This is a genomic window from Gimesia chilikensis (genome assembly GCF_008329715.1).
GTDB lineage: Bacteria > Planctomycetota > Planctomycetia > Planctomycetales > Planctomycetaceae > Gimesia > Gimesia chilikensis.
Map to the genome: position 1 here is coordinate 408,038 of NZ_VTSR01000007.1, position 21,691 is coordinate 429,728.

Annotated in this window: 19 protein-coding genes; 11 read left to right on the plus strand and 8 right to left on the minus strand. The window is 52.1% G+C overall.

Going from position 1 to position 21,691, the window contains the following annotated elements; genetic code table 11:
• Positions 1 to 6 precede the first annotated feature (6 nt).
• A complete protein-coding gene (locus FYZ48_RS11365) occupies positions 7 to 939 on the plus strand; it encodes an aminotransferase class IV (RefSeq protein WP_149340409.1) in 933 nt (310 codons plus the stop codon).
• A gap of 56 nt (positions 940 to 995) precedes the next feature.
• Positions 996 to 1,676, plus strand: a complete 681-nt coding sequence (locus FYZ48_RS11370) for a class I SAM-dependent methyltransferase (protein WP_145041192.1) — start codon at positions 996 to 998, stop codon at positions 1,674 to 1,676.
• Between the two features lie 8 nt (positions 1,677 to 1,684).
• Here the strand turns inward: FYZ48_RS11370 and FYZ48_RS11375 are convergent, their stop codons facing one another.
• From FYZ48_RS11375 to FYZ48_RS11390, 4 genes are all read right to left on the minus strand, one after another.
• Positions 1,685 to 2,779 (minus strand): EF-hand domain-containing protein, encoded by a 1,095-nt coding sequence (locus FYZ48_RS11375; RefSeq protein WP_187781976.1) that lies wholly within the window; start codon positions 2,777 to 2,779, stop codon positions 1,685 to 1,687.
• A 179-nt stretch (positions 2,780 to 2,958) separates the two neighbouring features.
• A complete protein-coding gene (locus FYZ48_RS11380; protein ID WP_149340413.1) occupies positions 2,959 to 4,710 on the minus strand; it encodes a hypothetical protein in 1,752 nt (583 codons plus the stop codon).
• Between the two features lie 233 nt (positions 4,711 to 4,943).
• On the minus strand, positions 4,944 to 5,906 hold the full coding sequence (locus tag FYZ48_RS11385; RefSeq protein WP_149340415.1) for a S1C family serine protease: 963 nt from the start codon (positions 5,904 to 5,906) through the stop codon (positions 4,944 to 4,946).
• Positions 5,907 to 5,979: 73 nt separating this feature from the next.
• Positions 5,980 to 7,089 carry a cytochrome c gene (locus tag FYZ48_RS11390; protein WP_149340417.1) on the minus strand — a complete coding sequence of 370 codons (1,110 nt, stop codon included), beginning with the start codon at positions 7,087 to 7,089 and terminating at the stop codon, positions 5,980 to 5,982.
• 566 nt (positions 7,090 to 7,655) lie between these two features.
• On the opposite strand from FYZ48_RS11390, the gene FYZ48_RS11395 reads away from it, so the two are divergent.
• The gene (locus FYZ48_RS11395) at positions 7,656 to 8,129 is read left to right on the plus strand and encodes a hypothetical protein (protein ID WP_149340419.1); all 474 of its coding nucleotides are present in this window, start codon (positions 7,656 to 7,658) and stop codon (positions 8,127 to 8,129) included.
• A 142-nt stretch (positions 8,130 to 8,271) separates the two neighbouring features.
• Here the strand turns inward: FYZ48_RS11395 and FYZ48_RS11400 are convergent, their stop codons facing one another.
• On the minus strand, positions 8,272 to 10,239 hold the full coding sequence (locus FYZ48_RS11400) for a sodium:solute symporter family protein (protein WP_149340421.1): 1,968 nt from the start codon (positions 10,237 to 10,239) through the stop codon (positions 8,272 to 8,274).
• 169 nt (positions 10,240 to 10,408) lie between these two features.
• Between FYZ48_RS11400 and murD the strand changes: the two genes are divergently transcribed.
• Positions 10,409 to 11,830: a UDP-N-acetylmuramoyl-L-alanine--D-glutamate ligase gene (murD, locus tag FYZ48_RS11405; RefSeq protein ID WP_149340423.1), complete on the plus strand. Its 1,422-nt coding sequence runs from the start codon at positions 10,409 to 10,411 to the stop codon at positions 11,828 to 11,830.
• On the opposite strand, the gene epmB is transcribed toward murD, so the two are convergent.
• Positions 11,827 to 12,834 (minus strand): EF-P beta-lysylation protein EpmB, encoded by a 1,008-nt coding sequence (gene epmB, locus FYZ48_RS11410; protein WP_149340425.1) that lies wholly within the window; start codon positions 12,832 to 12,834, stop codon positions 11,827 to 11,829. The genes murD and epmB overlap by 4 nt on opposite strands.
• Before the next feature lie 240 nt (positions 12,835 to 13,074).
• Between epmB and efp the strand changes: the two genes are divergently transcribed.
• The 3 genes from efp to miaB all read left to right on the plus strand — a co-directional run bounded on the left by efp (position 13,075) and on the right by miaB (position 15,756).
• Positions 13,075 to 13,647, plus strand: coding sequence for an elongation factor P (gene efp, locus FYZ48_RS11415; protein WP_149340427.1), 573 nt, complete (start codon positions 13,075 to 13,077; stop codon positions 13,645 to 13,647).
• 262 nt (positions 13,648 to 13,909) lie between these two features.
• The gene (locus FYZ48_RS11420; protein WP_145041213.1) at positions 13,910 to 14,125 is read left to right on the plus strand and encodes a hypothetical protein; all 216 of its coding nucleotides are present in this window, start codon (positions 13,910 to 13,912) and stop codon (positions 14,123 to 14,125) included.
• A 92-nt stretch (positions 14,126 to 14,217) separates the two neighbouring features.
• Entirely contained in the window at positions 14,218 to 15,756 is a 1,539-nt protein-coding gene (gene miaB / locus FYZ48_RS11425; RefSeq protein ID WP_242022589.1) for a tRNA (N6-isopentenyl adenosine(37)-C2)-methylthiotransferase MiaB, read from the plus strand.
• Positions 15,757 to 15,762: 6 nt separating this feature from the next.
• Here the strand turns inward: miaB and FYZ48_RS11430 are convergent, their stop codons facing one another.
• Complete coding sequence (locus FYZ48_RS11430) at positions 15,763 to 16,662, minus strand: TIGR01777 family oxidoreductase (RefSeq protein WP_149340429.1); 900 nt, start codon at positions 16,660 to 16,662, stop codon at positions 15,763 to 15,765.
• 106 nt (positions 16,663 to 16,768) lie between these two features.
• On the opposite strand from FYZ48_RS11430, the gene FYZ48_RS11435 reads away from it, so the two are divergent.
• Together FYZ48_RS11435 and FYZ48_RS11440 are read left to right on the plus strand one after the other, a co-directional pair.
• The gene (locus FYZ48_RS11435) at positions 16,769 to 17,461 is read left to right on the plus strand and encodes a phospholipase D-like domain-containing protein (protein ID WP_149340431.1); all 693 of its coding nucleotides are present in this window, start codon (positions 16,769 to 16,771) and stop codon (positions 17,459 to 17,461) included.
• A 49-nt stretch (positions 17,462 to 17,510) separates the two neighbouring features.
• The gene (locus FYZ48_RS11440) at positions 17,511 to 18,881 is read left to right on the plus strand and encodes a sulfatase family protein (RefSeq protein ID WP_149340434.1); all 1,371 of its coding nucleotides are present in this window, start codon (positions 17,511 to 17,513) and stop codon (positions 18,879 to 18,881) included.
• Between the two features lie 11 nt (positions 18,882 to 18,892).
• Here FYZ48_RS11440 and FYZ48_RS11445 read toward each other — a convergent pair whose 3' ends face one another.
• Entirely contained in the window at positions 18,893 to 19,414 is a 522-nt protein-coding gene (locus FYZ48_RS11445; RefSeq protein WP_145185248.1) for a leucine-rich repeat domain-containing protein, read from the minus strand.
• Positions 19,415 to 19,590: 176 nt separating this feature from the next.
• On the opposite strand from FYZ48_RS11445, the gene FYZ48_RS11450 reads away from it, so the two are divergent.
• On the plus strand, positions 19,591 to 20,124 hold the full coding sequence (locus tag FYZ48_RS11450) for a peptide chain release factor family protein (RefSeq protein ID WP_187781977.1): 534 nt from the start codon (positions 19,591 to 19,593) through the stop codon (positions 20,122 to 20,124).
• A gap of 217 nt (positions 20,125 to 20,341) precedes the next feature.
• Positions 20,342 to 21,691 (plus strand): DUF58 domain-containing protein, encoded by a 1,350-nt coding sequence (locus FYZ48_RS11455; protein WP_187781978.1) that lies wholly within the window; start codon positions 20,342 to 20,344, stop codon positions 21,689 to 21,691.

The following is a 21,691-nucleotide window of genomic DNA, read 5'->3' on the forward strand; positions in this document are numbered from 1 at the left end:
CAAACGATGTCCGAGCCCCAGGCTTATCTGAACGGCGAAATAATCCCCCAGTCTGAAGCCCGGCTGGCGGTTTCGGATCTGGGAATCGTCTATGGTGCGGCCGTCACTGAAATGGTACGCACCTTTCAGCAGCGTCCCTTCATGCTGGATGAGCATCTGAAACGCCTCGAGTCTGCTTTAGACTATGCTTGCATCGATCCTCCCCTGCCTCGATCTGAGCTCAAACAGATCTGCCTGTCACTGGTTGAACAGAACGCTGCTCTGCTCTCTGCGGAACAGGACCTGGGATTGACGATCTTTGTCACCGCAGGTCAGAATCTGCCCTACCTCGGGCTGGCAGCCCTGGAAGAGTGCCGCACTCCCACGGTTTGTGCCCACACCTTCCCCCTCGCATTTGAGCTGTGGGATCAGAAATATAGCAGCGGTCAGTACCTGATCCGCTCGGAAGTGGAGCAGCTCAATCCCCGGGTCTTTGATCCGCGGGTGAAGTCCCGCAGCCGGATCCATCTGTTTCGCGCCGATAAACTGATTCGCAAACAGGTTCCCGCAGCGAGTGCCCTGCTGTTTGACGAAAAAGGATATGTTGCGGAAACCACGATCGGGAATTTCTTCCTGGTCCAGGACCGGACGATCCTCACACCTCGTCCGGAGTATGTCCTGCAGGGGATCAGCCAGATGATGGTGGCCCGATTAGCGAAGCAACTGGGACTGGACTATGTGGAAACAGATATTTCCGAAGAAATGCTGCTTCAGGCAGATGAAGCATTGACGTCCTCCAGTGGCTATTGTCTGATGCCCGTTACGCGTTACAATGATCATTTCCTTTCAGAAGGAAAGCCGGGCCCCGTGTATCAGCAGATGATCGCCGCCTGGAGTCAGGAAGTCGGAGTCGATATTGTCGCGCAGGCGCAGCAGATTGGTGCTGCCCGCCGTGATTAACTTTCCTGAGCTATTGTTTATTTTCTGTCGTTTGATTGAATCCCGGGAACCTGGACGTGTCGCATTATCTGGAATTTTTTAAACAGTTTCGAACGACATTTGAAACGACCGGGGCAATCGCTCCCAGCAGCCGGTTTCTGGCCAGCAACATGGCCGAGCCAATGAAACGCCATCAGGGCCCCAAGAAGGTTCTGGAGATCGGTCCGGGTACCGGCGCCGTGACTCGTGAGATCGTCAAACAGATCCGCCCGGAAGATTCACTGGACCTGGTTGAACTGAATGAGAAGTTCGTCGAAATTCTGCATAATCGCTTCGATGCCGAACGTGCTTTTCAGGAAATCAAACACCTGACCTCGATTCACAACTGCCCACTGCAGGAGTATGGCGTTGGTGAGGAGTACGATTACATCGTCTCTGGACTGCCATTGAACAATTTTCCGACCGATCTGGTGAGCGAAATATTTCAGGCCTACTTTCGGTTGCTGAAACCGGGGGGAGTGCTCTCGTATTTCGAGTACATGTATGTCCGGCCGGTTCGTAAAGTCGTATCGCGTGGTCCCGAGAACGAGCGGATTTGTCAGATCGACCAGATCATGCGGAGCTACACCACCCAGTACCGGATCCGTACGAACTGGATCTGGTTCAACCTGCCTCCCGCCTGGGTACAACACTTGCAGAAAACAGACAGCCCGCCACCGTTGATTGAACAGGCGGCGCCTCAGGAACAAAGCTCCTGAGGTCAGGGTCAGTCTGCTTTTTTCTCAGTGTCTTCGGTTTTGGATTTATTCTCCGGTTGATCCGCTGCAGGTCGTTTGAGTTGCTGGATGGGAAGCGGATTTCGGGTGCGCTGTCGGCTCCGTGATTCCCCACCTGCAATCTCGCTGCGATCCAGGAAACCGTCCCGGTTACGATCGACTTCGTCAAACCAGCGGTTAACCTGCTGTAGTTCTTCTTTGCTCAGTTTGCCGTCACCGTTCTGATCAACGAAACGTATGAAGGCCGGACCAGAGCGAGGAAAGTTTGTCCCAAACCGTGGGCGGGAGCGTTCCTGCATCTGCATTTCGGGACGCTTCATTTCACCATCCTCTTCAGCTGGTTTTCGGCTACGCTCCCTGCTCTGCCGTTCGGGACGTTGTGCAGGACGGAATTCCGCCATCACTTTCATGAATTCTTCCCGTGTCAGTTCTGCATCACCGTCCTTGCCGGCTCGCTCATAGAGCCGTTTAAGGAAGGGACGAATTCGCTCGGGGGCTTCGTCCACTGTCAGTTTATCATCGCCGTTGGTATCGAGGGACTTAAAGAAACGTCCGGCCCGTTCCTGTGAGTTCATGTTCGCGTTTTCCGGTCGAGGCGGACGTCCATTTCCGAACATACGTCCCATGCGCTGCATCTGTTCGAGTGATATTTCGTCGGTATTTAATCGTTGGAACAGCGGTTCCATTCGCTCGCGCAGCGGCTCGGGTAACTCGTCTTTCGAAATCTTTTTATCGCCGTTGCGATCCAGCTGACTCAGGAAGCGGTTGTAGAAACGGGGCCCCTGATCGACTCGGCGTTCTCCGCCGGGCTCAAATTTCTGATCTTCTTTTTTCAGACCGCCGGTAAACTCATCCTTCGTGAGTTGACCATCTTTGTTTTTGTCGCCTGAACGCAGGAGAAACTCAAAGAATCGCTGCTTCCCTTCAGGAACTTCATCCGCCGAGATCGTGCCGTCAGCGTTTTTGTCCAGTTGCTGGAACACCTTTTCCTGTGTGGATGTTTCTTCCTCAGGTGCTGCCGAGAGGGGGCTGAGCGAGAAGCCGGTCAGACCGACAAGAGCCAGTACGGGAAATAAGCGTTGCATGGTCGTCACTTTCCTCAAAACAACGGGAGATTTACAGACGATAACAGGCATTAAGCTGCCATTATACGATTAAACCCGTCGCGTGTCGAAAAGTATTGCAGGAACTGAAATATTCGTTTGCGCATGAAAAAACCCGGTGAGTGACCTCACCGGGTTAAGCGATTGTTCAGCAATCGACTTCAGTTCGCCCGTTTCTTGGAATAGTTGGAACTGAAGAATCCCTGATCATCGGGGATAGTGTATCCGCCCGTGACAGGCAGGTACTTCTGGAAGAATGAGAACGGCGGCAGCTTGGAAAGATCGAGCCCTTCCACCTGAATCTGATCCTGGTTTTTCTTGATCAGGTCATACAGGGCGTGCAGCTGTGCGTCTGCATTCTGGTAGTTGATGATCGAGGTTTTTTCGGGGAAGTTTTCCGCGATCTGCTTGTAGTTCGGATTGTTGATCAGAGAACCGACTCCCCGATCCTTTCGCAGAATGCTTTCAATCTGTTTGACATCGTTGGAGATGAACAGCTGGTCTTCTGCGATGCAGAAAGCAGCATCGGCGGGAGACTTCAGAACAGCAGCAGGCAACTGATACAGGGTCGTGCCCTGGAATTCGCGTGCCTGACCAGGGAAATCATCTCGCGTGGTCACCGATGCGATGATTTTCTGGAACGCATCAGAGTTCTTGAGCCCCAGAGCAACGACAAACTGACCAGACATCTGAGTCAGGTCAATCTGCTCACCTTCTTTGATCTCGGTCGCGATCTGAATCCGACCGCTCAGGTTATCAACGATGTCTTTTTTGATGTGAATCTTGGGACCATCGGGATTGTCGGCCATCTGATCAATGATGGCAGCCAATGCACCGGGACGCCCCTGGAATCCGTCGAAGAGAGTTTCGATCGAATCGTAAGCACCAGTGATGCTCCAGTTGATTGAATAGTAAGACGATACCTTGTCTGAGACCCAGACCGGAGGCTGCTGAGCAATCGCCGGGCATTTGAAGATATCAATGATGCCTGAGGTGGGCTGATCAACGTAGGTAAAGGTTTTCGTGATCGCGTCAAAATTCTTGGTGGCAACATAGCTGGAACCGCCAACGGCTTTCAACTGAGTAATCCCCAGGGCGGGCAGGAATCCCTGAACCATGCCGATCTGAGGATTGACACGGCTGGCAACTCCCAGGATCGACTGCAGAGCGCCAATCGGGTTCATGTACCAGTGCATAACGGCAGGAGCATCTGCATCAGAACATTTATTGATGATGTACTGATACTCTTTCTTGCTGGACAGTGTACCCTGTGCCTGGCCATCCCAGCGACCGAGAACTCCTTCAAGGATTTTGTCGTCATTAGAGGCGACAAAAGTTTTATCCTTAAGGAAGTAAGCGAATTTTTTTGCCAGAGGAACTTTGACTGGACCTTCATCATCGCCTTCTTTTTCGAAGGAAAAAATGGTGATCTTGGTGCCGTCGACACTGCGAACCGTCCGCTCTGCACCTTCCTTGTCGAGCCCCTCAGCGGTTTTTTCCAGGATCTTCTCGACGATTTCGCCACTCTCGCCATACTCGACGAAAGCCAGGCCGCCGAATTTGCCTTCATCGCTTTTGACGAAGGCAATCGCGAATTCACCGGAGGGGATGCTGAGAACGTTACTCAGGCCCAGGTCGGTTTCTGCCTCAAACAGTTTGGAGTATTTTTCCACAATCTGGACGAGGTCTTTTTTCATGTCAGCGAAGGCGGGATCGCGAACCATTTCCGCCATCGAGCTCTGTGCCCACTTTTCTTCCAGCAGTTCTACATCCGGAATGGAGAAGTAGAGCATGGAATCATCGGGGATCCGCTGCACGGCAGTGACCCGGTTCTGGGCAGACGTGTCTTGCGCGGAGAACAGGAACATCGCCTGCATCAACATGAAAGTGAAAAACAAAAGTGGCTTTCTCATGGGAGCCTTCATTCTTTCTCTACCTGAGGGGATTTAAGATTTTCGCACTGGATCAACTCTTCCAATCTGTCGAACCACCAGAGCGCAACAATGTCGGTAACTGTTAATTTGTAGCAAGTCTGAAATATCTGACAAGATCAACCTGCAATGAGACTTTCAACGTAGGCCCGGAAGTCTGCACAACAGCAGGCAGGGACATTACCTGCCTGAACGAACGCAGGTTGCAGGAATTTTTATTTACTTTCATTTTCCGCAGATTTTCTGCGTGGTGCGTCAAAGTAACGATAACCGGTATTGGGACTGGTTTTATCGAACGCAAACGCATCACGGTTATCCAGAAAATGTTTGACGTAGGAGATCGGAATCGCAAAGCCCAGACCTTCTCCCAGGATCAGCTTCATATTAGTGACGCCGATCACTTCGCCGCGAGAGTTAAACAAAGGCCCACCGCTATTTCCCGGATTGATTTGCGTTGTCGTCTGAATATAGACGATCCCCTGCATGTTCCGGTTACGCGTACTGATAATGCCGCGCGAGACGGAGCGCTCCAGTCCCAGCGGGTTTCCAATTGCAAATACCTCTTCCCCTTCACGCTGGGAATCATCTTCAGCCAGGTACACCTGCCGGAATGGAAAGTCTTTCTGCAGGGGAATTCTCAGCAATGCCAGATCGAAAAATGGATTCAGAGCAATGATCTCGACATCCTTGATCTGTCGTCTCTGGAATTCACCACTTTTCGTCCGATGGAAAATGGTGACGGCGATTCGCGTCTCTTTTTCAACCACGTGATAATTGGTGACACAGTAGCCACGGTCATTGATAATGAAACCGGAGCCGAGTCCACTGGGAGTCTGCACCAGCGTGACCGCCTCGCCGTAGATGCGAGCCAGTTCTTTGATGCTTTTCGCGGGCAGTTCCGCGACGGAATAGAATTTGTCTTTGCTCTGGGAAACACTGGTTTTATTGGAAGACAGTGATTCCGACTTGGTGCGGGAGCGGACCTGGTCGCTGGGAATCCGCAGCACTTCAATGCCGATATCAACCAGCAGATAGTCTGAACCCTGCTTAAGCACATCCCCCTGCACTTTGTGACCGTTGACCAGTTCGATGACATCCGCCTGCGCCGGAATGGAAAGACAGAGAATCGTAATCAGCAGGCAGGTAATTCTTTTCGGGCAGCACCAGTTGTCAATCATTCCGTCGATTTCCTCTCTTCTTAGCGGCTGTCAGACCAGAAACGCGGCGAGTCGTTTCGCCTTGAGGGATGTGTTACTCTTTGTATTCGCTATGGCATTCCGTGCAGGATTTGTAGACACGGGACATTCCCTGATCAAACTCCTGGAAATTGTCGTTCTTGGCAGCTTCCACCATTTTCAGGCAGGCTTCCTGCATCGGATTGGCATGCCCCAGGAAGCCTTTGTCATCGACGTAGCCGTAACCTTCGAGTGTGATGATCTTGGAAATCGCTGCGAGCAGGTGTGCTTCCTCGATGACCTTCTCTTTCTCTGCTTTGAGGGCATCTGCACTTCCGACATTCGATTTGAGCCATTTGTAGGCGATATCAGCGCGTTTCATCAGGTCACCCATTGAGGCAACTTCGGCGATGGGTTTCTTGTCGTCAGCTTCAGGCAGTCCTGCCGGGGCACTGCCATTTAGAATCACGATGATCTGTTCGTAGGGGATTTGCATGGCGCGATAGGATTTGGCACCACGCATCAGCGGCTCTGCGGTGAAAGCGGCTGCCAGCTCCCGCAGATACTTGGCATTCTTTTTCCAGCCGACATCTTCTGAATGCTGATTCGCAACTTCAGCCAGTGCCGCCAGTGTTGCAGTAAATGTGGGTATCTCAAGATAGCTCGTATTATAGGTGCCGACCGACTGCATATTCTTGGTCAGACGATTACGAATGTCTTTGACCTGAGATTCCAGAATCGGCATGGGAATAATTGTTTTCCAGTCCGTGCCTGAACCACCGCCGGCACTCGCCTGTGCCGTCTCCGTTTTCATTTCTCCCGCGGGAGCAGGAGTGGTATTGGCTGCGACATTGTTGCCAGGTAGAGCAACGGGTTGGACTGACTGATTATTGCCTGCGACAGCCAGCGGATTGTCAAACCAGACATCGTAGGGGATCCCGTCAATCATTTTCTGCCCGTCATTCGCCGGGGCGGGTGCCGGTTTTGTTTCGGTCGGCGTTGATTGTGCTACCTGTGGAGTCGCTGCAGCCGGAGTGGGCGCCTGGGCCTGTTGCTGAGCTGGCGCGGGGGCGGGAGCATCATTTCCACCACATCCAGTGAACAGAAACAGTGTGAGCAATGCACCTGTTGCGTGTGAGAAGTTGCGAATTGGTTTCTGATACCAGTGCCAAGATGGCTTGTTCATGGATGACTCCCTCAAGTCCTTGAAATAAAACCAATTAGATTATGTGTGATCTTCGCAGGAGATGCAACTCCAGCTTGCCCAGTTTATGAAATTGGTTTTACAGGTCTGAATGGCCCCTGCGACGTCTCGCCCCTCAGCAAATCATGGAAACCATGTGTCTAATGAACCAGGCTACGCTTCCAGACCGGGGATTACCTGACTGAAAGCATCCCCAGCTGTAAAAATATTCCGATCAGGATAAGCAGGTGCGTTTGGTTGTTTGCGTAAAAATATGGCGGACGGCCCTTGTCAACTCAAACTCCACTTATTATTTCTGACCATTATCAGGTGCGTAACTGGTACCGGTTTTTCACACACCGCGTTGAAAAAGTCGAGACTTCCCACTTGCGGAAGTTATACTTGAGTGGTGGACAACCGAGTAAAAAATCGTTTCCTGACTATTCTATAGCCTGTCATTGACTTCTGGAGAATAAACACAGGCGCGTTGTTGGGGACACACAACATTGATTTTATCAATCAGCTGCCATCATGGAGTTCACCCTGGTAGCAAAAGGAGTAAATGAGAGATGAACAAGATTGTTTGTTACACGTTGGGCATGATTGCCCTCACCCTTACAACAGCTCAGGCTCAGGGCCCTTCCCTCAACTTCGGTCAGGGATTCCTGCTGAGTCAGACAACAGCTCCGCCTCCGGCACCTCCTGCTGTTCTGCCTGAACCAATGCCCGAGTTGACCCCTCAACCTTACGAACACCACGTTGCTTCCCCTGCGATTCCCATGTTTGACTGTGTCAAATACAGAAAAACCAAGAATATCGCTCCCTGCTCAAATCCGAAGATTGTCACCATTGTCGATCCCTGTGCTCCCAAGAAAAGCTGCTGTGAGCCAGGCTGTGTTGCTGTCGAAATCTGTGCTCCCGAATGTGCCTGCGAGTGCGTTCGTTGCAGAAAAGATGGTCGCAAGAAGATTTTTGACTACGGGAAATACAAGGTGGTTGTAGAATCTCATCGTGGTCAGGTTGTTGTGACTTACCGCGACTAAATAGAGCTGAAACAGCTTCATCACAATTTCGAACAGCCAGAAACGCTTTTGTTTCTGGCTGTTTTTTTTATGCGCACTTCCAAACTTAAATACCTGTCAGTGCGAACTCCGTATATTCAGGGGGAACACGCACGCAGCAGGATCAGGCGAATTTCGCCAGCAGATTCGTCAGGAAGATAATTGCGGCCACACCACACCAGGCCAGAATGAAGCCTCCCAGATCCTGAAACGTAGGTTTGGGGATTTCGATGTCTTTGGAATTCGGGAACATCTTCTGTCCCATCGGCTCTGGTTCCGCCGGCAGCGTACAGGGAGCATCGATTTGCTCATCCAGTTTCACCGGGGTGTGCATCAGCTTATAGAAATGATCCAGTTTTTCCTGTGGTTGTCGCGGCGTAATAAAACTGACAAGCACCCCACTCAGGATCGCCAGGCTCATGAAGAAGAACATCTGCCAGACATCCCGCATTTCGGTGGGAGATTTAAACATATCCTCAGGCAGAATACCGGAGTTATAGAGTATGTCTGCATGGAAAGCGACGCCGATCCAGACCAGGATGCCGGTCAGAGTCGAAACCCAGACGGAAATCACATTCCAGCGGCGCCAGACAATGCCGATCCAGAGGCTGATTCCGATACAGGCCGGCGTTTTGACGATGATTTTCAGCGCATGAATGATATCGGTAAATGTGGTCTGGAGAATCAGGGCAAGAATCACGATCACCAGACCGGCAATTCGACCAACCCAGAGATAATGCCGCTGCGACTTATTCTTCACCATGCATTTGCGGTAAATGTTCTCTGTAAATAGACCACTGGAAATAATCATCTGGGCATCACTGGTACTCATCACCGCCGCCAACAGCGATGCCAGGAGCAGGCCAATTAATCCCGGTGCGATTCGCGGCAGGATATCGTGGGCGGCCATCCCGAACAGTTTATCTGCGAAATCACGGTCTGCGCTGTCGACTTTTTCTTTTTCCTCAGGGGAAAGCGCGTTGTATTCGGGGCTGGCCCGCATCACGAGTGACTGGTAGACCGCCTGATCTGCCGGATCGGGTGAGTCTTTCAAAGGACTGCTGTCACCCATGTACCAGACGATGCAGGCCAGTCCGGTAAACGTCCAGGCGACCGTGCAGAATCGTTTGAGGAAGTTCCCCACCGTAAAACCGAAACGGCCTTCGTATTCCGTCTTACCTGCACCACAGACGCCCATAATATGGGGTTGAATTACGATCCCGGCCAGTGCGGTGACGGACAGCATAAACACGTAAAAGGGGGTAATCGGTTCGCCCATCGTGGCAGCCAGTTCCGGGCTGACGGTCAAATCCAGCATCCCTTTTTTGAGGTCGGCATTCTGGTTCAGTTCACCGAATCCGCCTATTTCGTAGAACACAAACGGGAGCAGGAGAAACGAAAAGATGATCGTTAGAATCCCCTGGATAAAGTCGGTGATAATCGCAGCCCCCAGACCACCGGCCATGCCGTAGATCACAAACATGACTGTGACTGCCAGAATTGCGTACTCATAGCCCTGCAGACGCCGTTCGGTAATCTGAAACGACTTGGTTTCCGCATTCCATTCCGCTGCCGGTACCATGAAGTTCGCTTCGACTGCGATGCGGTCCAATTCATTTCCCGTCAAAGCATCCACCATTTTTCCGGTACCGAACAGTCCCCCGGCAATAAAGGTGATCGAGATGGCGATGCCGTAAAAGGAATACAGCACCGCGGTGGGGCCATTAAAGCGGGTTTCGAAAAAGTCGGCGGTCGTCAAGGCTCGCATGCGGCGCATAATCGGCGCGACGATCCAGTAGAAAGGCGTTGCCCAGAGCCAGAGAAACTGCCACCAGATCCCAGCAAGCCCAGCCCGCCAGGTTCCTGCGACCACGCTGATGGCCTGCTCACTGCTGGTTCCCGACCCAAAGGCAAAGAACATCATGAAGACTTTGCCGAACCGGCGGCCCCCCATGAAGAAGTCGGCCATATCTTTTACTTTTTTCACCGACCACAGACCAATGGCGAGAATGACGACGAAATACAGACCCAGTACAATCCAGTCTGCAGTATGGAGCCCGAGCCAGGAGTTCGATTCGGCGGCAAATAACATAGGCCTGTCCTCTTAATCAGGAGCCTTTGGTAAATTTTGTTTCGAAATCAGCCTACCGCGGATTTATGAAATATGCAAACCTACTGATACAAGGTCACTTTGAATATCCAGCGAATGCAGCCAAGACAGACCATCGCCTGGCTGTAACTCAACAGATGAAACCACGCACATGTCCCTGATCCCCTTTCATATTCAGAACCAGAACTTACAAGACCGACGGGTTACCGTTCTGGGGCTGGGCCGGTTCGGGGGAGGCATCGCTGTCACTCGATTTCTGGCAGAACGGGGAGCACAGATCACCGTCCTGGATAACTTGAGCGCGAGTGAGCTGGAACAGTCACTGCAACAGTTAGCGGACATTCAAGGGATTCGTTATTTCCTCGGGGAGAAAACCCACGAATTGCCAGCCACGGATTTGCTGGTACTGAATCCCGCGATTCCTCCACAGCATCCCCTGCTCGCTCAGGCGGAGCGGGAACAGATTCCCGTGACCAGCGAAATCGAACTGTTCTGGCAGTTGAATCCTGCTCCCGTAGTCGGGGTCACAGGCAGCAATGGAAAATCGACCACGACCGCAATGATTCATTCCGTCTTTTCCGAGTCCGGCAGCACGTGCTGGCTGGGGGGCAATATAGGTGTCAGCCTGTTGCCGCATGTTGAACAGATTCAACCCACAGACTGGGTCATTCTGGAATTGAGCAGCTTCCAGTTACATGGTCTGGATCGTTTGCAAGTGAGTCCCCAACTGGCGGTGGTGACCAACTTCAGCGCGAACCATCTCGACTGGCATGAGTCCCTCGCGCATTATCGGCACGCAAAACAGACAATTTCACGCTGGCAGACAGCGGATGAAACAACCATCATCAACGGTGATGATCCTGATTTGAAAAACTGGGACTACCCGGGAAACGTGCTCAGGTTTGGCTGCGATGCAGCCCTGGATCCTGCGGTACTGGTGCAGGAACAGGGATTTCAAGCTGATCAGTTCGAGGGATTATTTCAGCCCCAACTTTCTGTTCCGGGCTCGCATAATCGTTTGAATGCTGCCGCTGCCATCACAGCAGGACTCTGTATCGACCTGGATCCAGCAACAATCCAACGGGGACTGGAACGATTTCAAGGCCTGCCACATCGCCTGCAGTTTATCGGGGATTATGCCGGTCGGCGGTTCTATAATGACTCACTGGCGACCACACCTGAGTCGGCCATTTGCGCACTGGAAGCGTTTGAGTCGGGAAAGATCGTTGCCTTGGCGGGGGGCTATGATAAACAGGTCGACCTGACCCCGTTTTCCCGGGAACTGCTCTCGCGAACGAAAGCGACCTCACTGATGGGAGATACTGGAGTCAAACTTGCAGGGCTCATGTCGGGGCTACGGGTTGAGTCACAGTCGTCAGCGACATCGGTGATTTCAGAACCGCAGGATTCATTCGAGGACGCATTTAACTGGGCCTGGCAGCAGTCTGCTCCCGGCGACGTGATTCTGCTCTCGCCGGGCTGCGCCAGTTATGGCTGGTTTGCCAACTTCCAGGAACGCGGGGCTCGCTTTGAAGCGTTATTTCAGAATCTTGCAAACGCCGCGAATACTTAATCTGTCAGCGGAGTTTTGTGCGGCTCTCCACTGATCTCGCGCACATACTGCGGGACCGCGTAGCCTGGAAGACGGGTACGTAGTTCACGAATCAGCTCCCTGCCCTGTTCTTCAGGGACTTCAAAGTGAGCCACACCGCTGACGCGATCCAGTTGATGTAAGTAATAAGGCATCACTCCCAGATTGATCAGCTTTTCGCACAAGGCTTCCAGAGTATCCACATCATCGTTGATCCCTTTGAGCAGCACCGCCTGATTCAGAACTGGGATGCCAGATTGCATCAGTTGCTGAATCGCCTGTTCAACGTCTCCTGAGATTTCCCGGGGATGATTGGCATGGATCACCATCCACACAGTGGTCCCGGCAGATTTGACCTGTTCCAGGATCTCGATCAGCTCCGGATGGATTCGATTCGGCAACACAACGGGGAGACGGCTATGTATTCGCAATCGTTTGACGTGCGGAATCGCGGCAATCCGTTCACAAAACACGCGCAGTCGCGCGTCGGTCAACATCAGTGGATCACCACCACTGAGAATGACCTCATGCAGAGATTCGTCCTGCTCCAGGGCCCGCCAGACCGACTCCCATTCCGCCAGGGTTCGCGGTTCTTCTCCATAAGGGTAGTGTCTGCGGAAACAATAACGGCAGTGAATCGCACAGGCCCCACTGGCGATGAGCAGCGCCCGACCCTGATATTTCTGCAGCAGACCCGGAGTCGACCTGACCTGCAAATCGCCGACCGCGTCGAGACTGAAGCCGGGGACCTGCACCTGTTCGTTCAGATGCGGAAGCACCTGTTGTAGTAAGGGATCCTGGAGATTTCCCGGTTCCATCCGTGCCAGAAAGCTGGGGGGAACCATCAATGGGAACAAAAGGGCACTTTTTTCCGCAGCAGGTAACAGCGTCTCTGGCAGATCCAGTCGTGCGAGTAATTCACGTGGATCGCGAATGGACCGCGCCAGTGATTGCTGCCAGGTGGTTTCCGGGAGTGTAGAAGACATTAACGCCAGTATTTCCAGTGGTTTAAACGAAAATCCATGCCCTGCATACCGAAGTAATGGAAAGGGATCATTCCCGTTCGCTAACGAGGGGCTTTAGAGGGATGACAGGGGGACAAGAATTGCCTTACAATTCGCCTGCTCTCCGTTTGCAACGGCTGAAAGATATGTTATTCTCTCGCCCTTGGAAATAAAACTCAAACGTATTTTTTACCACTCCATCATTGTCAGAGAAATCAAGTAATGCCACAAATCAGTACAGGCGATTTTCGCAAGGGTATTAAAGTTATTGTCGAAGGTGATCCATACGAAATGATCGAGGTCAATTTCGTCAAGCCGGGTAAAGGACAGGCCCTGTATCGCACCAGATTGCGTAATCTGCTGAAGGGCACCATTCTTGACCGCACTTATAAGAGTGGTGGTGAAAGCCTGGAACAGGCTGATATTCGCAAGGGAGACGGTCAGTTTCTTTATAAAGATGCGACCGGTCTGCACTTCATGGACAATGATACATATGAGCAATACTCCATTGATGAAGCCGTCTGTGGTAACGCCGCTGATTACCTTCTGGATGGTGCCATCTGCAGTCTGCTGTTCTGGAACGATCAGCTGATCGGCATGGATCCCCCACAACAGGTGATCGTGGAAGTCACTTACACCGAGCCTGCTGCAAAAGGTAACACCGCAACCAACGTTACCAAGCCAGCGACTGTTGAAACAGGTGCTACGGTGAACGTTCCCGCTTTCATTAACGTGGGCGAAAAAATCAAAGTTGATACCGCCACCGGTTCCTATGTGGAACGCGTCCGCGAGTAATTCCGAACCTGCCCTGCCTGAGGCGGGTCTGTTTCAGGCAGGATTTCGGAGCTGATTTGCCATAAATGCTTAGTTTTTATGATTCTTTTGCGTAGGTTTCATGAAACTGGGCAAAATGATATTGAATTATTAACAGGTGTTGCCAAAAATACCTGAACGATCTTCGTATCAATAGATATACGAAGCGCTTAAAGGAGTATACCGCCGGGTCGTCACTGATAATTCGCTGCAAGCGCCACCATGGATCTCAGGGAGGATTGACATGGATGTCTGGAATCTGTTTTTGTATGTCGTTGCATCACTGTTAGCGTTGAAATCGCTGGCCTCACTGATGTCCCACCATAAAAAAGTTGTCGTCCAGCAACTGGCAATCGAGTATACGCAGGAACTCGCCCCCAAAGGGAAGAAATCCCAGGGTCAGACATCCGACCAGCATTCAGAGCTGTCTCCCGCGGACCAGAACGCTTCAGCAGCCTGAAACTCGTCTGCTCTGTTTCTGCCCTGATTTTCATGGGAACTTCCAGGCTGTCTGGATTGGCCTTTCTCTCAATTGAATAAGTATTACAGTTCATGTCTCAATCAGAAGAAATCACGCAGGAAGTTCGGCCAGCAGTCCAGGCAGATTCCGCTCCGGATGCGGTGGTGACCGACCACAACCATAAGCTCTACATCGAAACCGTTGGCTGTCAGATGAATATGCTGGACAGCGAACTCGTGGTAGCTGACCTGCGTAAACGGGGATATGAACTGACCCAGAACGTCAAAGAAGCGGAGACCGTTCTGTTCAACACCTGCAGTGTCCGCGAACACGCAGAGCATAAGATTTACAGCTCTCTGGGGCGGCTCCGCTACGGTGCCCGTAAGAATCCGAAAAAAGTGATCGGCGTGATGGGCTGCATGGCTCAGAAAGACCAGAAGCTGATCTTTCAGAAAGCCCCCCAGGTCGATTTCGTAGTCGGAACCGGACAACTGGCCCAGGTCGCAGACCTGATCGACAAAGCACGCGTGAATCATAGCCAGAATAAACGCAGTCGGGAACTGGCTGTCGGACTGGGACGAAAAGACGGCAAACGGGATGAGATCACCAACAGTTTCCAGAGTTACGATCCGCTGCGTGACCCGGAGATGCGACCTTCGCCTTACCAGGCATTCGTCCGCATTATGATCGGCTGTGATAAATTCTGTTCCTACTGTGTGGTCCCCTCGACGCGCGGTCCCGAACAGAGCCGTTCACCACGAGAAATTCTGTCCGAAGTCAAAGTACTCGCCGATCAGGGAGTCAAAGAGGTCACACTGCTGGGACAGACCGTCAACAGCTACAAGCACACGCAGGACGGAAAACTCTTCCGCCTGTCTGACCTGCTCTACCTGATCCATGATGTCTCAGGCATCGATCGCATCAAATTTGTTACCAGTTACCCCAAAGACATGACCAACGACCTGCTGGAAGCGATTCGGGACCTGCCCAAGGCAACCCGCTACCTGCACGTCCCGCTGCAGCATGGCTGCGACGACGTTCTGAAGCACATGAAGCGGGGATACACGGTCGAAGATTACCGGGATATGATGCAACGCATCAACGAGATTCTGCCCGGCTGCTCAGTTTCCAGCGACTTCATCGTAGGTCATCCAGGTGAGACCGAAGAGTCACACCAGAAGAGCCTGGACTCAATTCGCGAGTTCCGGTTCAAAAACAGCTTCATCTTCAAGTACAGCGAGCGTCCCGGCACCAAGGCGGCCGAGCGATTTGCCGACGACATTCCCGAGGATGTCAAAAAACGCCGTAATAACGAAATGCTCGACGTGCAAAACGAAATCAGCGAAGAAGACAACGCGGAATTCATTGGCAAACAGGTTGAAGTGCTGGTCGAAGGTCCGAGTAAGTCTGCTCTCAAGGCCGGTGATAACGTATCCAAAGAATCGCTGGCGGAACAGTTGATGGGACGTTCCAAGTGTGACCGGATTGTGGTCTTCGATGGAAATCCCCGACTGGCTGGTTCGCTGGCTGATGTCGAGGTGATCGACGTGACCCCCACGACGCTGATCGGGAATATCATTACCCGCGAATACCAGCATCAGACCGGTGCATCGCTCCCTATCCTGCAGTAATCCGAACTACAGAACGCTGCGGAATGCATCTTCCAGTTGCGGATACTGGAACTGAAAGCCCGCTTCGGTCAGCTTTTTCGGGACCGCCCGGGCACTGGTCAGCATCAGTTCCTGTCCCATCTCGCCAAATGCGGTTTTGACGCCCCACGCAGGAACGGGCAGACAGGTCGGGCGTGACAGGACCTTCCCCAGTGTCTTCGTGAATTCCAGATTGGTAACTTCATCCGGGGCGACAAAGTTGACCGGCCCTGCCAGCTCACTGTGGTTCAGGCAGAACTGCAATGCGTTAATCACATCCGGCAGCGCGATCCAGCTCCAGTATTGTTTTCCCGAGCCGAGCCTGCCTCCGACACCCATTTTGAATGGCGTAAGCATCTGTCCCAGTGCCCCGCCCTTACGGTCGAGAATCATGCCGAATCGCATGTTGACGACACGGATGCCCGCATCCTGGGCTGGTTGCGTGGCCTGTTCCCACGCCTGACAGACATCGGCCAGAAACCCTTCTCCCCGCGGACTGGCCTCATCGAGTCTTTCCTCCCCCCGATCTCCGTAGAAGCCAACTGCGGAGGCGCATAAAAAGACGGACGGTTTCTGTTCCAGTGTCGCCAGCTGACTGGCCAGAAGAGACGTTGATTGAAAGCGGCTGTTGAAGATTTTCTGTTTTACTTCCGGCGACCAGCGTTTGCCGGCAATATTGACACCGCCCAGATGAACCACGACGTCTACACCATCAAATGCCTGTGGTTCCAGTTGTCCCTCTGCAGGATTCCACACGACCGAAGTCTGTTGTGTATCTGGTGACTGCTTGCGAACCAGGCGGACGATTTCGTAGTCGGGTTCCGCTTCGAGTCGTTGACATAACGCCGAACCGACCAGTCCGGAACTTCCTGAAATGAGAACTTTCATGAGAGTGTCTTTTCCAATCCCTGGGGAAACGCTACTATAAAATATTGAGTGCGCAAAGCTTGCACTGCCTGTCTTTATTGTAGCCTGCCCCCGGTAAGAGACCATCATGGATCGTTCACAAATTCGAAAGATGCTGCTGCAGACGTTTGAAGATTTTCAGATGTCCCGCAGTGAACGTTCCGCTTTGAATCAGATTTTTGATCATTTGAACCTCTCAGACCACCATCTGGCTCTCATCCGTGCTGAGGCGTTTCAGATCTTCAAGGATCAGCAACCGGTCCCCGGCATGCGTGAAAAAAGCCTCGGCTGGCTGGAAGACGTGATGAAGATCCTGTCGCGACCGGCCAGTGAAGAATCTGCCATGAAGTCGGAAGCCTGGTTCAGCCCACACGATGAATGTGCCCATCGCATCTGCAGAATGATTGACTCAGCGACTCGTCAGATCGATATCTGTGTCTTTACGATTACCGATGACCGTGTTTCCGAGGCGATACAGGAAGCGCACCGCCGCAGTGTCTCGGTGCGTATCATCTCCGATGATGAGAAATCCTTTGATCCCGGTTCCGACATCGACCGTCTCTCGCGTGCCGGGATTCCGGTTCGCATTGACCGCAGCCAGTATCATATGCATCATAAGTTTGCACTCTTTGATTCGAAATACGTACTGACCGGCAGCTACAACTGGACCCGGAGTGCGTCTGAAAAAAACGAAGAGAATTTTATCATTACCAGCGATCCAGCGTTGCTGTTTCGTTTTGAATCCGAGTTTGAAAAGTTGTGGAACCGCTACGAAAACTGAAGATGTTTACGCCCTGAATAGTGCCTACGATCAGAGAGAAAGCTCAACCATGAACGTGCTCAACCTGCTCCGCTATCTGCTTCCGTTATTTCTGGTTCTGATTTCTGGAAACCATTCTCTTCAGGCTGAAAAGAGCCAGGCACGTCCCAATGTGCTGGTGATCCTGGTAGACGATCTGGGATATGGCGATCTCAGCAGCTATGGTGCTACAGATCTCAAATCCCCTCACATCGATGCGTTGCTGAAACGGGGCATGAAATTCAATAATTTCTACGCCAACTGTCCGGTCTGCTCCCCTACCCGGGCAGCATTGCTCACGGGGCGCTACCAGGACATGGTGGGGGTGCCCGGCGTCATCCGAACCCATCCGCAAAACAGCTGGGGTTATCTCGTCCCCTCGGCAGTTACCCTGGCTGATGTATTTCAAGAGGCCGGTTATCACACAGGGATTGTGGGTAAATGGCACCTGGGGCTGGAAACGCCCAATGTCCCGAATCAACGTGGCTTTGATTTCTTTCGCGGTTTCCTGGGTGACATGATGGACGATTATTACCACCATCGACGTCACGATGTCAATTACATGCGATTCAACGATAAGCAGGTGGATCCGGAAGGGCACGCGACAGATCTGTTTACAGAATGGACCTGCGATTTCCTCAAACAACAGGCACAAACGGAGCAGCCCTTCTTTCTCTATCTGGCTTATAACGCCCCGCATACTCCCATCCAACCGCCGGCTGACTGGCTCGAGAAAGTCCAACAGCGCGAAGCTGGTATTGACCCAGCCCGGGCTAAGCTGGTGGCGCTGATCGAGCATCTGGATGCGGGTATCGGCGAGGTGGTGCAAACCCTGGATGAAACCGGATTAAGCGAGAATACCCTGGTCATCTTCAGTTCCGACAATGGTGGCCAGTTAAGTGTAGGAGCAAATAACGGCGATCTGCGTGATGGTAAACAGAGCATGTATGAAGGGGGGCTGAAAGTTCCCACGGGCGTTGTCTGGAAAGGTCACATCTCACCGAATACGGAATCCGATTTCATGGCGATGTCGATGGATCTGTTTCCCACCGTCTGTGAAGCCGCAGGCATCAAAGTCCCTGCAGGCCTGGACTCGGTCAGCATTCTGCCGACACTGGAAGGTAAGACACAGGCCCCATTGCGAAAGCACTGGTTCTTCCGTCGACGTGAAGGGGGCAACCGTTACGGTGGAAAAACCATCGAAGCCGTTCGCAGTGGTGACTGGAAACTGCTGCAGAACAGTCCCTTCGCTCCGCTGGAACTTTACAATCTGAAAGCAGATCCTCTGGAGAAAGAGAATCTGGCAGAAAAGAACCGCAAGAAGTTCAATGAGCTTTCCACACTCTTACGTGCAGAAATTCAGCGATACGGCAGTGTTCCCTGGCAGAAACCTCTCAAGTAAGTCGGACGATCTTATTTATAGACCGTCGCGCCACCCAGATTGGATTTGAGATCATCGATGGTCTGGGGCTTAATCACGGTTCCGTAGAGGAAGATTTTCTTCAACTTGGGAAAACGGGTGAGTTTGCTGACTTCAGCATCGCTCACGCGTGTGTAAGACAGTTCCAGTGATTTCAGACGGGGGAGATCCTGAATCAATACCAGCCCCTTGTCCGTGAGATTGGTGCCATGCAAGTTCAATGTTTCCAGGTAGGGCAGATCTGACAGTTTCTGCAAGTCGATATTTTTCAACTTGGCATTTGTCAGATCGATTTCCCGAACGGCAAAACCGGATTCGGGGATATCGGCGGCTGTCTCAATGGGGAGATCACTATGGACTGGTACCACTTTCCCTCCCAGTTTCAGTACAAATTCTGTGGCTGCTTTGCTGTTGGAATCGCTTTTATTTCCACAGCCGGTGACGAGCAGGATTGTCAGACTGAATGCCAGTCCCCACACTAATTTGCTCGTGAATGTTTCTTGTGACCATTTCATGGCGTATTTCCGTTTTCGGCTAAGATGTGGTTTCTGTCAAAAAATTCTAGAGAATTCTTTTCCGGCCCATCTATAATGTATCATAAGACCGTGCATCATAATCGGTTGTAACCGATCTGTGAAGCTGGTCAGAGAAAACTCTCGACATCCCCTGACTCGAAAAGTGACCTATCAGAATGACATCTTCTTCCCCTGAACTGCTGGCGGATGAGATCCACCCCGCCTCGTTGGATCAGGATCTCTTATTGAAAGATTGCCAGATTCAAAATGTGCGACGCTCCGGTCCGGGTGGCCAGCATCGCAACAAGGTTGAAACTGGAGTAGTAATCAAGCATGTGCCCACGGGCATCACCGCCGAAGCTTCAGAGAAGCGGCAACAGGGGCGGAACCGCTCGGTTGCCCTCTTTCGACTTCGCATCAATCTGGCGATTGATTGCCGGTTAAAGCACTTTGGAGAGGCTCCCTCCAAACTCTGGCAACGCCGGATTCTTAATGGGACTGTGAAAGTCAATTCCGAACATGATGAGTTCCCGGCTTTGCTGGCAGAGTCTCTCGATGTTTTGACGCACTTCCAGTTTGATCCCAGGGAAGCCAGTCAGTTTCTGGGGTGCACCTCTTCACAATTAATCAAGTTTCTAAAGAAGGAACCCCGGGCATTTGCCTGGTTGAATTCAAAACGTCAGGCTGCCGGAATGCATGCCTTAAAATAGAGACGCGACCATCGATACATTTTGAGAACGCTTAGAGTGCCCGGCTTCACTTGCATAGAACTTTGAATTCTGGCTGATAGAATGGAGACTGTTCCCGGATTCACCAGGACACGGCATCAAGACAAACCGACCCCCAGATAGCAACTGGCATTTTATGAAGCATTTTTTCCACCATGTATGGCAAAAACGGTCGCAAGTGGGGCCCTGGCTGTTTTTGATGCTACTCGCGGGCATCATCTTCAAATACACCTATGATGCTCCCCTGACCCTGGGGCAGTTCCACCATAATCTGCCTCTGCTGCTCCGCGTGGTCGCGGTAGCCCTCAGTCTGTGGAGCATCTACCAGATCCTGATGGTCTTTTTTCCAGGTCTGCAGAAATATCAGATCAAACGGATCGGACGCAACCGGGTCTCCCTGCCCCGGGACGGGATCGTCTATCTGTTGATGATGACCGTCCTGTTTGTGGGCTCCGTGCTCTCCCGGGAAAATATGCTGATGCTGGTCTTCGCCATGATGACCGGACCATTCGTCTTGAACGGCTGGATTACATACAGCATGCTCAAACAGATTCAGCTGAAACGCTTGATTCCCCAGCGAGTCATGGTTGGGGAAACTTTCACCGCCGAAATCATACTGGAAAACAATAAAAAAGTACTCGCTGCACATCTGATGGAAGTGACTGACGAAGTCATCAATGGAGATGATCAGTTAAGCCCGTCGGTTGTATTTCGCAGAGTCGGTCCTCGGCAGCAGGTATCTGCGCATTATTCTGCCAAACTCATGCGTCGGGGAGTCTATGAATTTGGTCCCCTGCAGGTATCCACGCGCTATCCCCTGGGACTCGTCAAGCGGGGGGCGGTTTTTTCCGAATTCAGTGAATTGATAGTTCATCCGCAGATTGGTCGTCTGAGTTCACAATGGGCGGACGATTTTTTCTCGATTGCGGAAGTCGCTCAGCAGAGCCGCAGTCGCAAAGGCGTGTTTGATGACGAATTCAATCATATCCGTGAATATCGAACCGGCGACAGCCAGCGTGCGATTCACTGGAGGAGTTCCGCACGCCTGGGTGAGTTGATGGTTCAGGAATACCACCAGAACCGCAATTACGACCTGATTATCGGCCTCGATCTATGGTTGCCCGCCTATCCGAGTGAGCAGCAGTCCGAACGCATGGAGTGGGCGATCAGTTTCATAGGCACCTTATGCCGCGAACATTTACGCTATAGCCGCGACACGAAACTGACTCTGGTATCGCAAGGGAAAACCCTGGAAACGCTGGAAGTCGGCATCGGATCACAAGGGCTGGAATACCTGCTGGACTTTCTGGCGACGGTGCAACCGGGAAAATCGACCGTCAAGAAAGAGTTTCCCAGACTGGTGGCTGAAGCCAGCACACCTCGCTCCCGTACCGTGCTGATTACAACACGCAGTGAACAGGACGTCCCCAAACGGGAACGTCTGCAGACCTGCTTTGAAGAGCCGGGTAACGAGCTCAGTGGTCAATGGAGACTGCTCGAGGCTGACCCCGAGATTCTTTCCCGCTGGTTGATTTTGGAAAACAGTTAA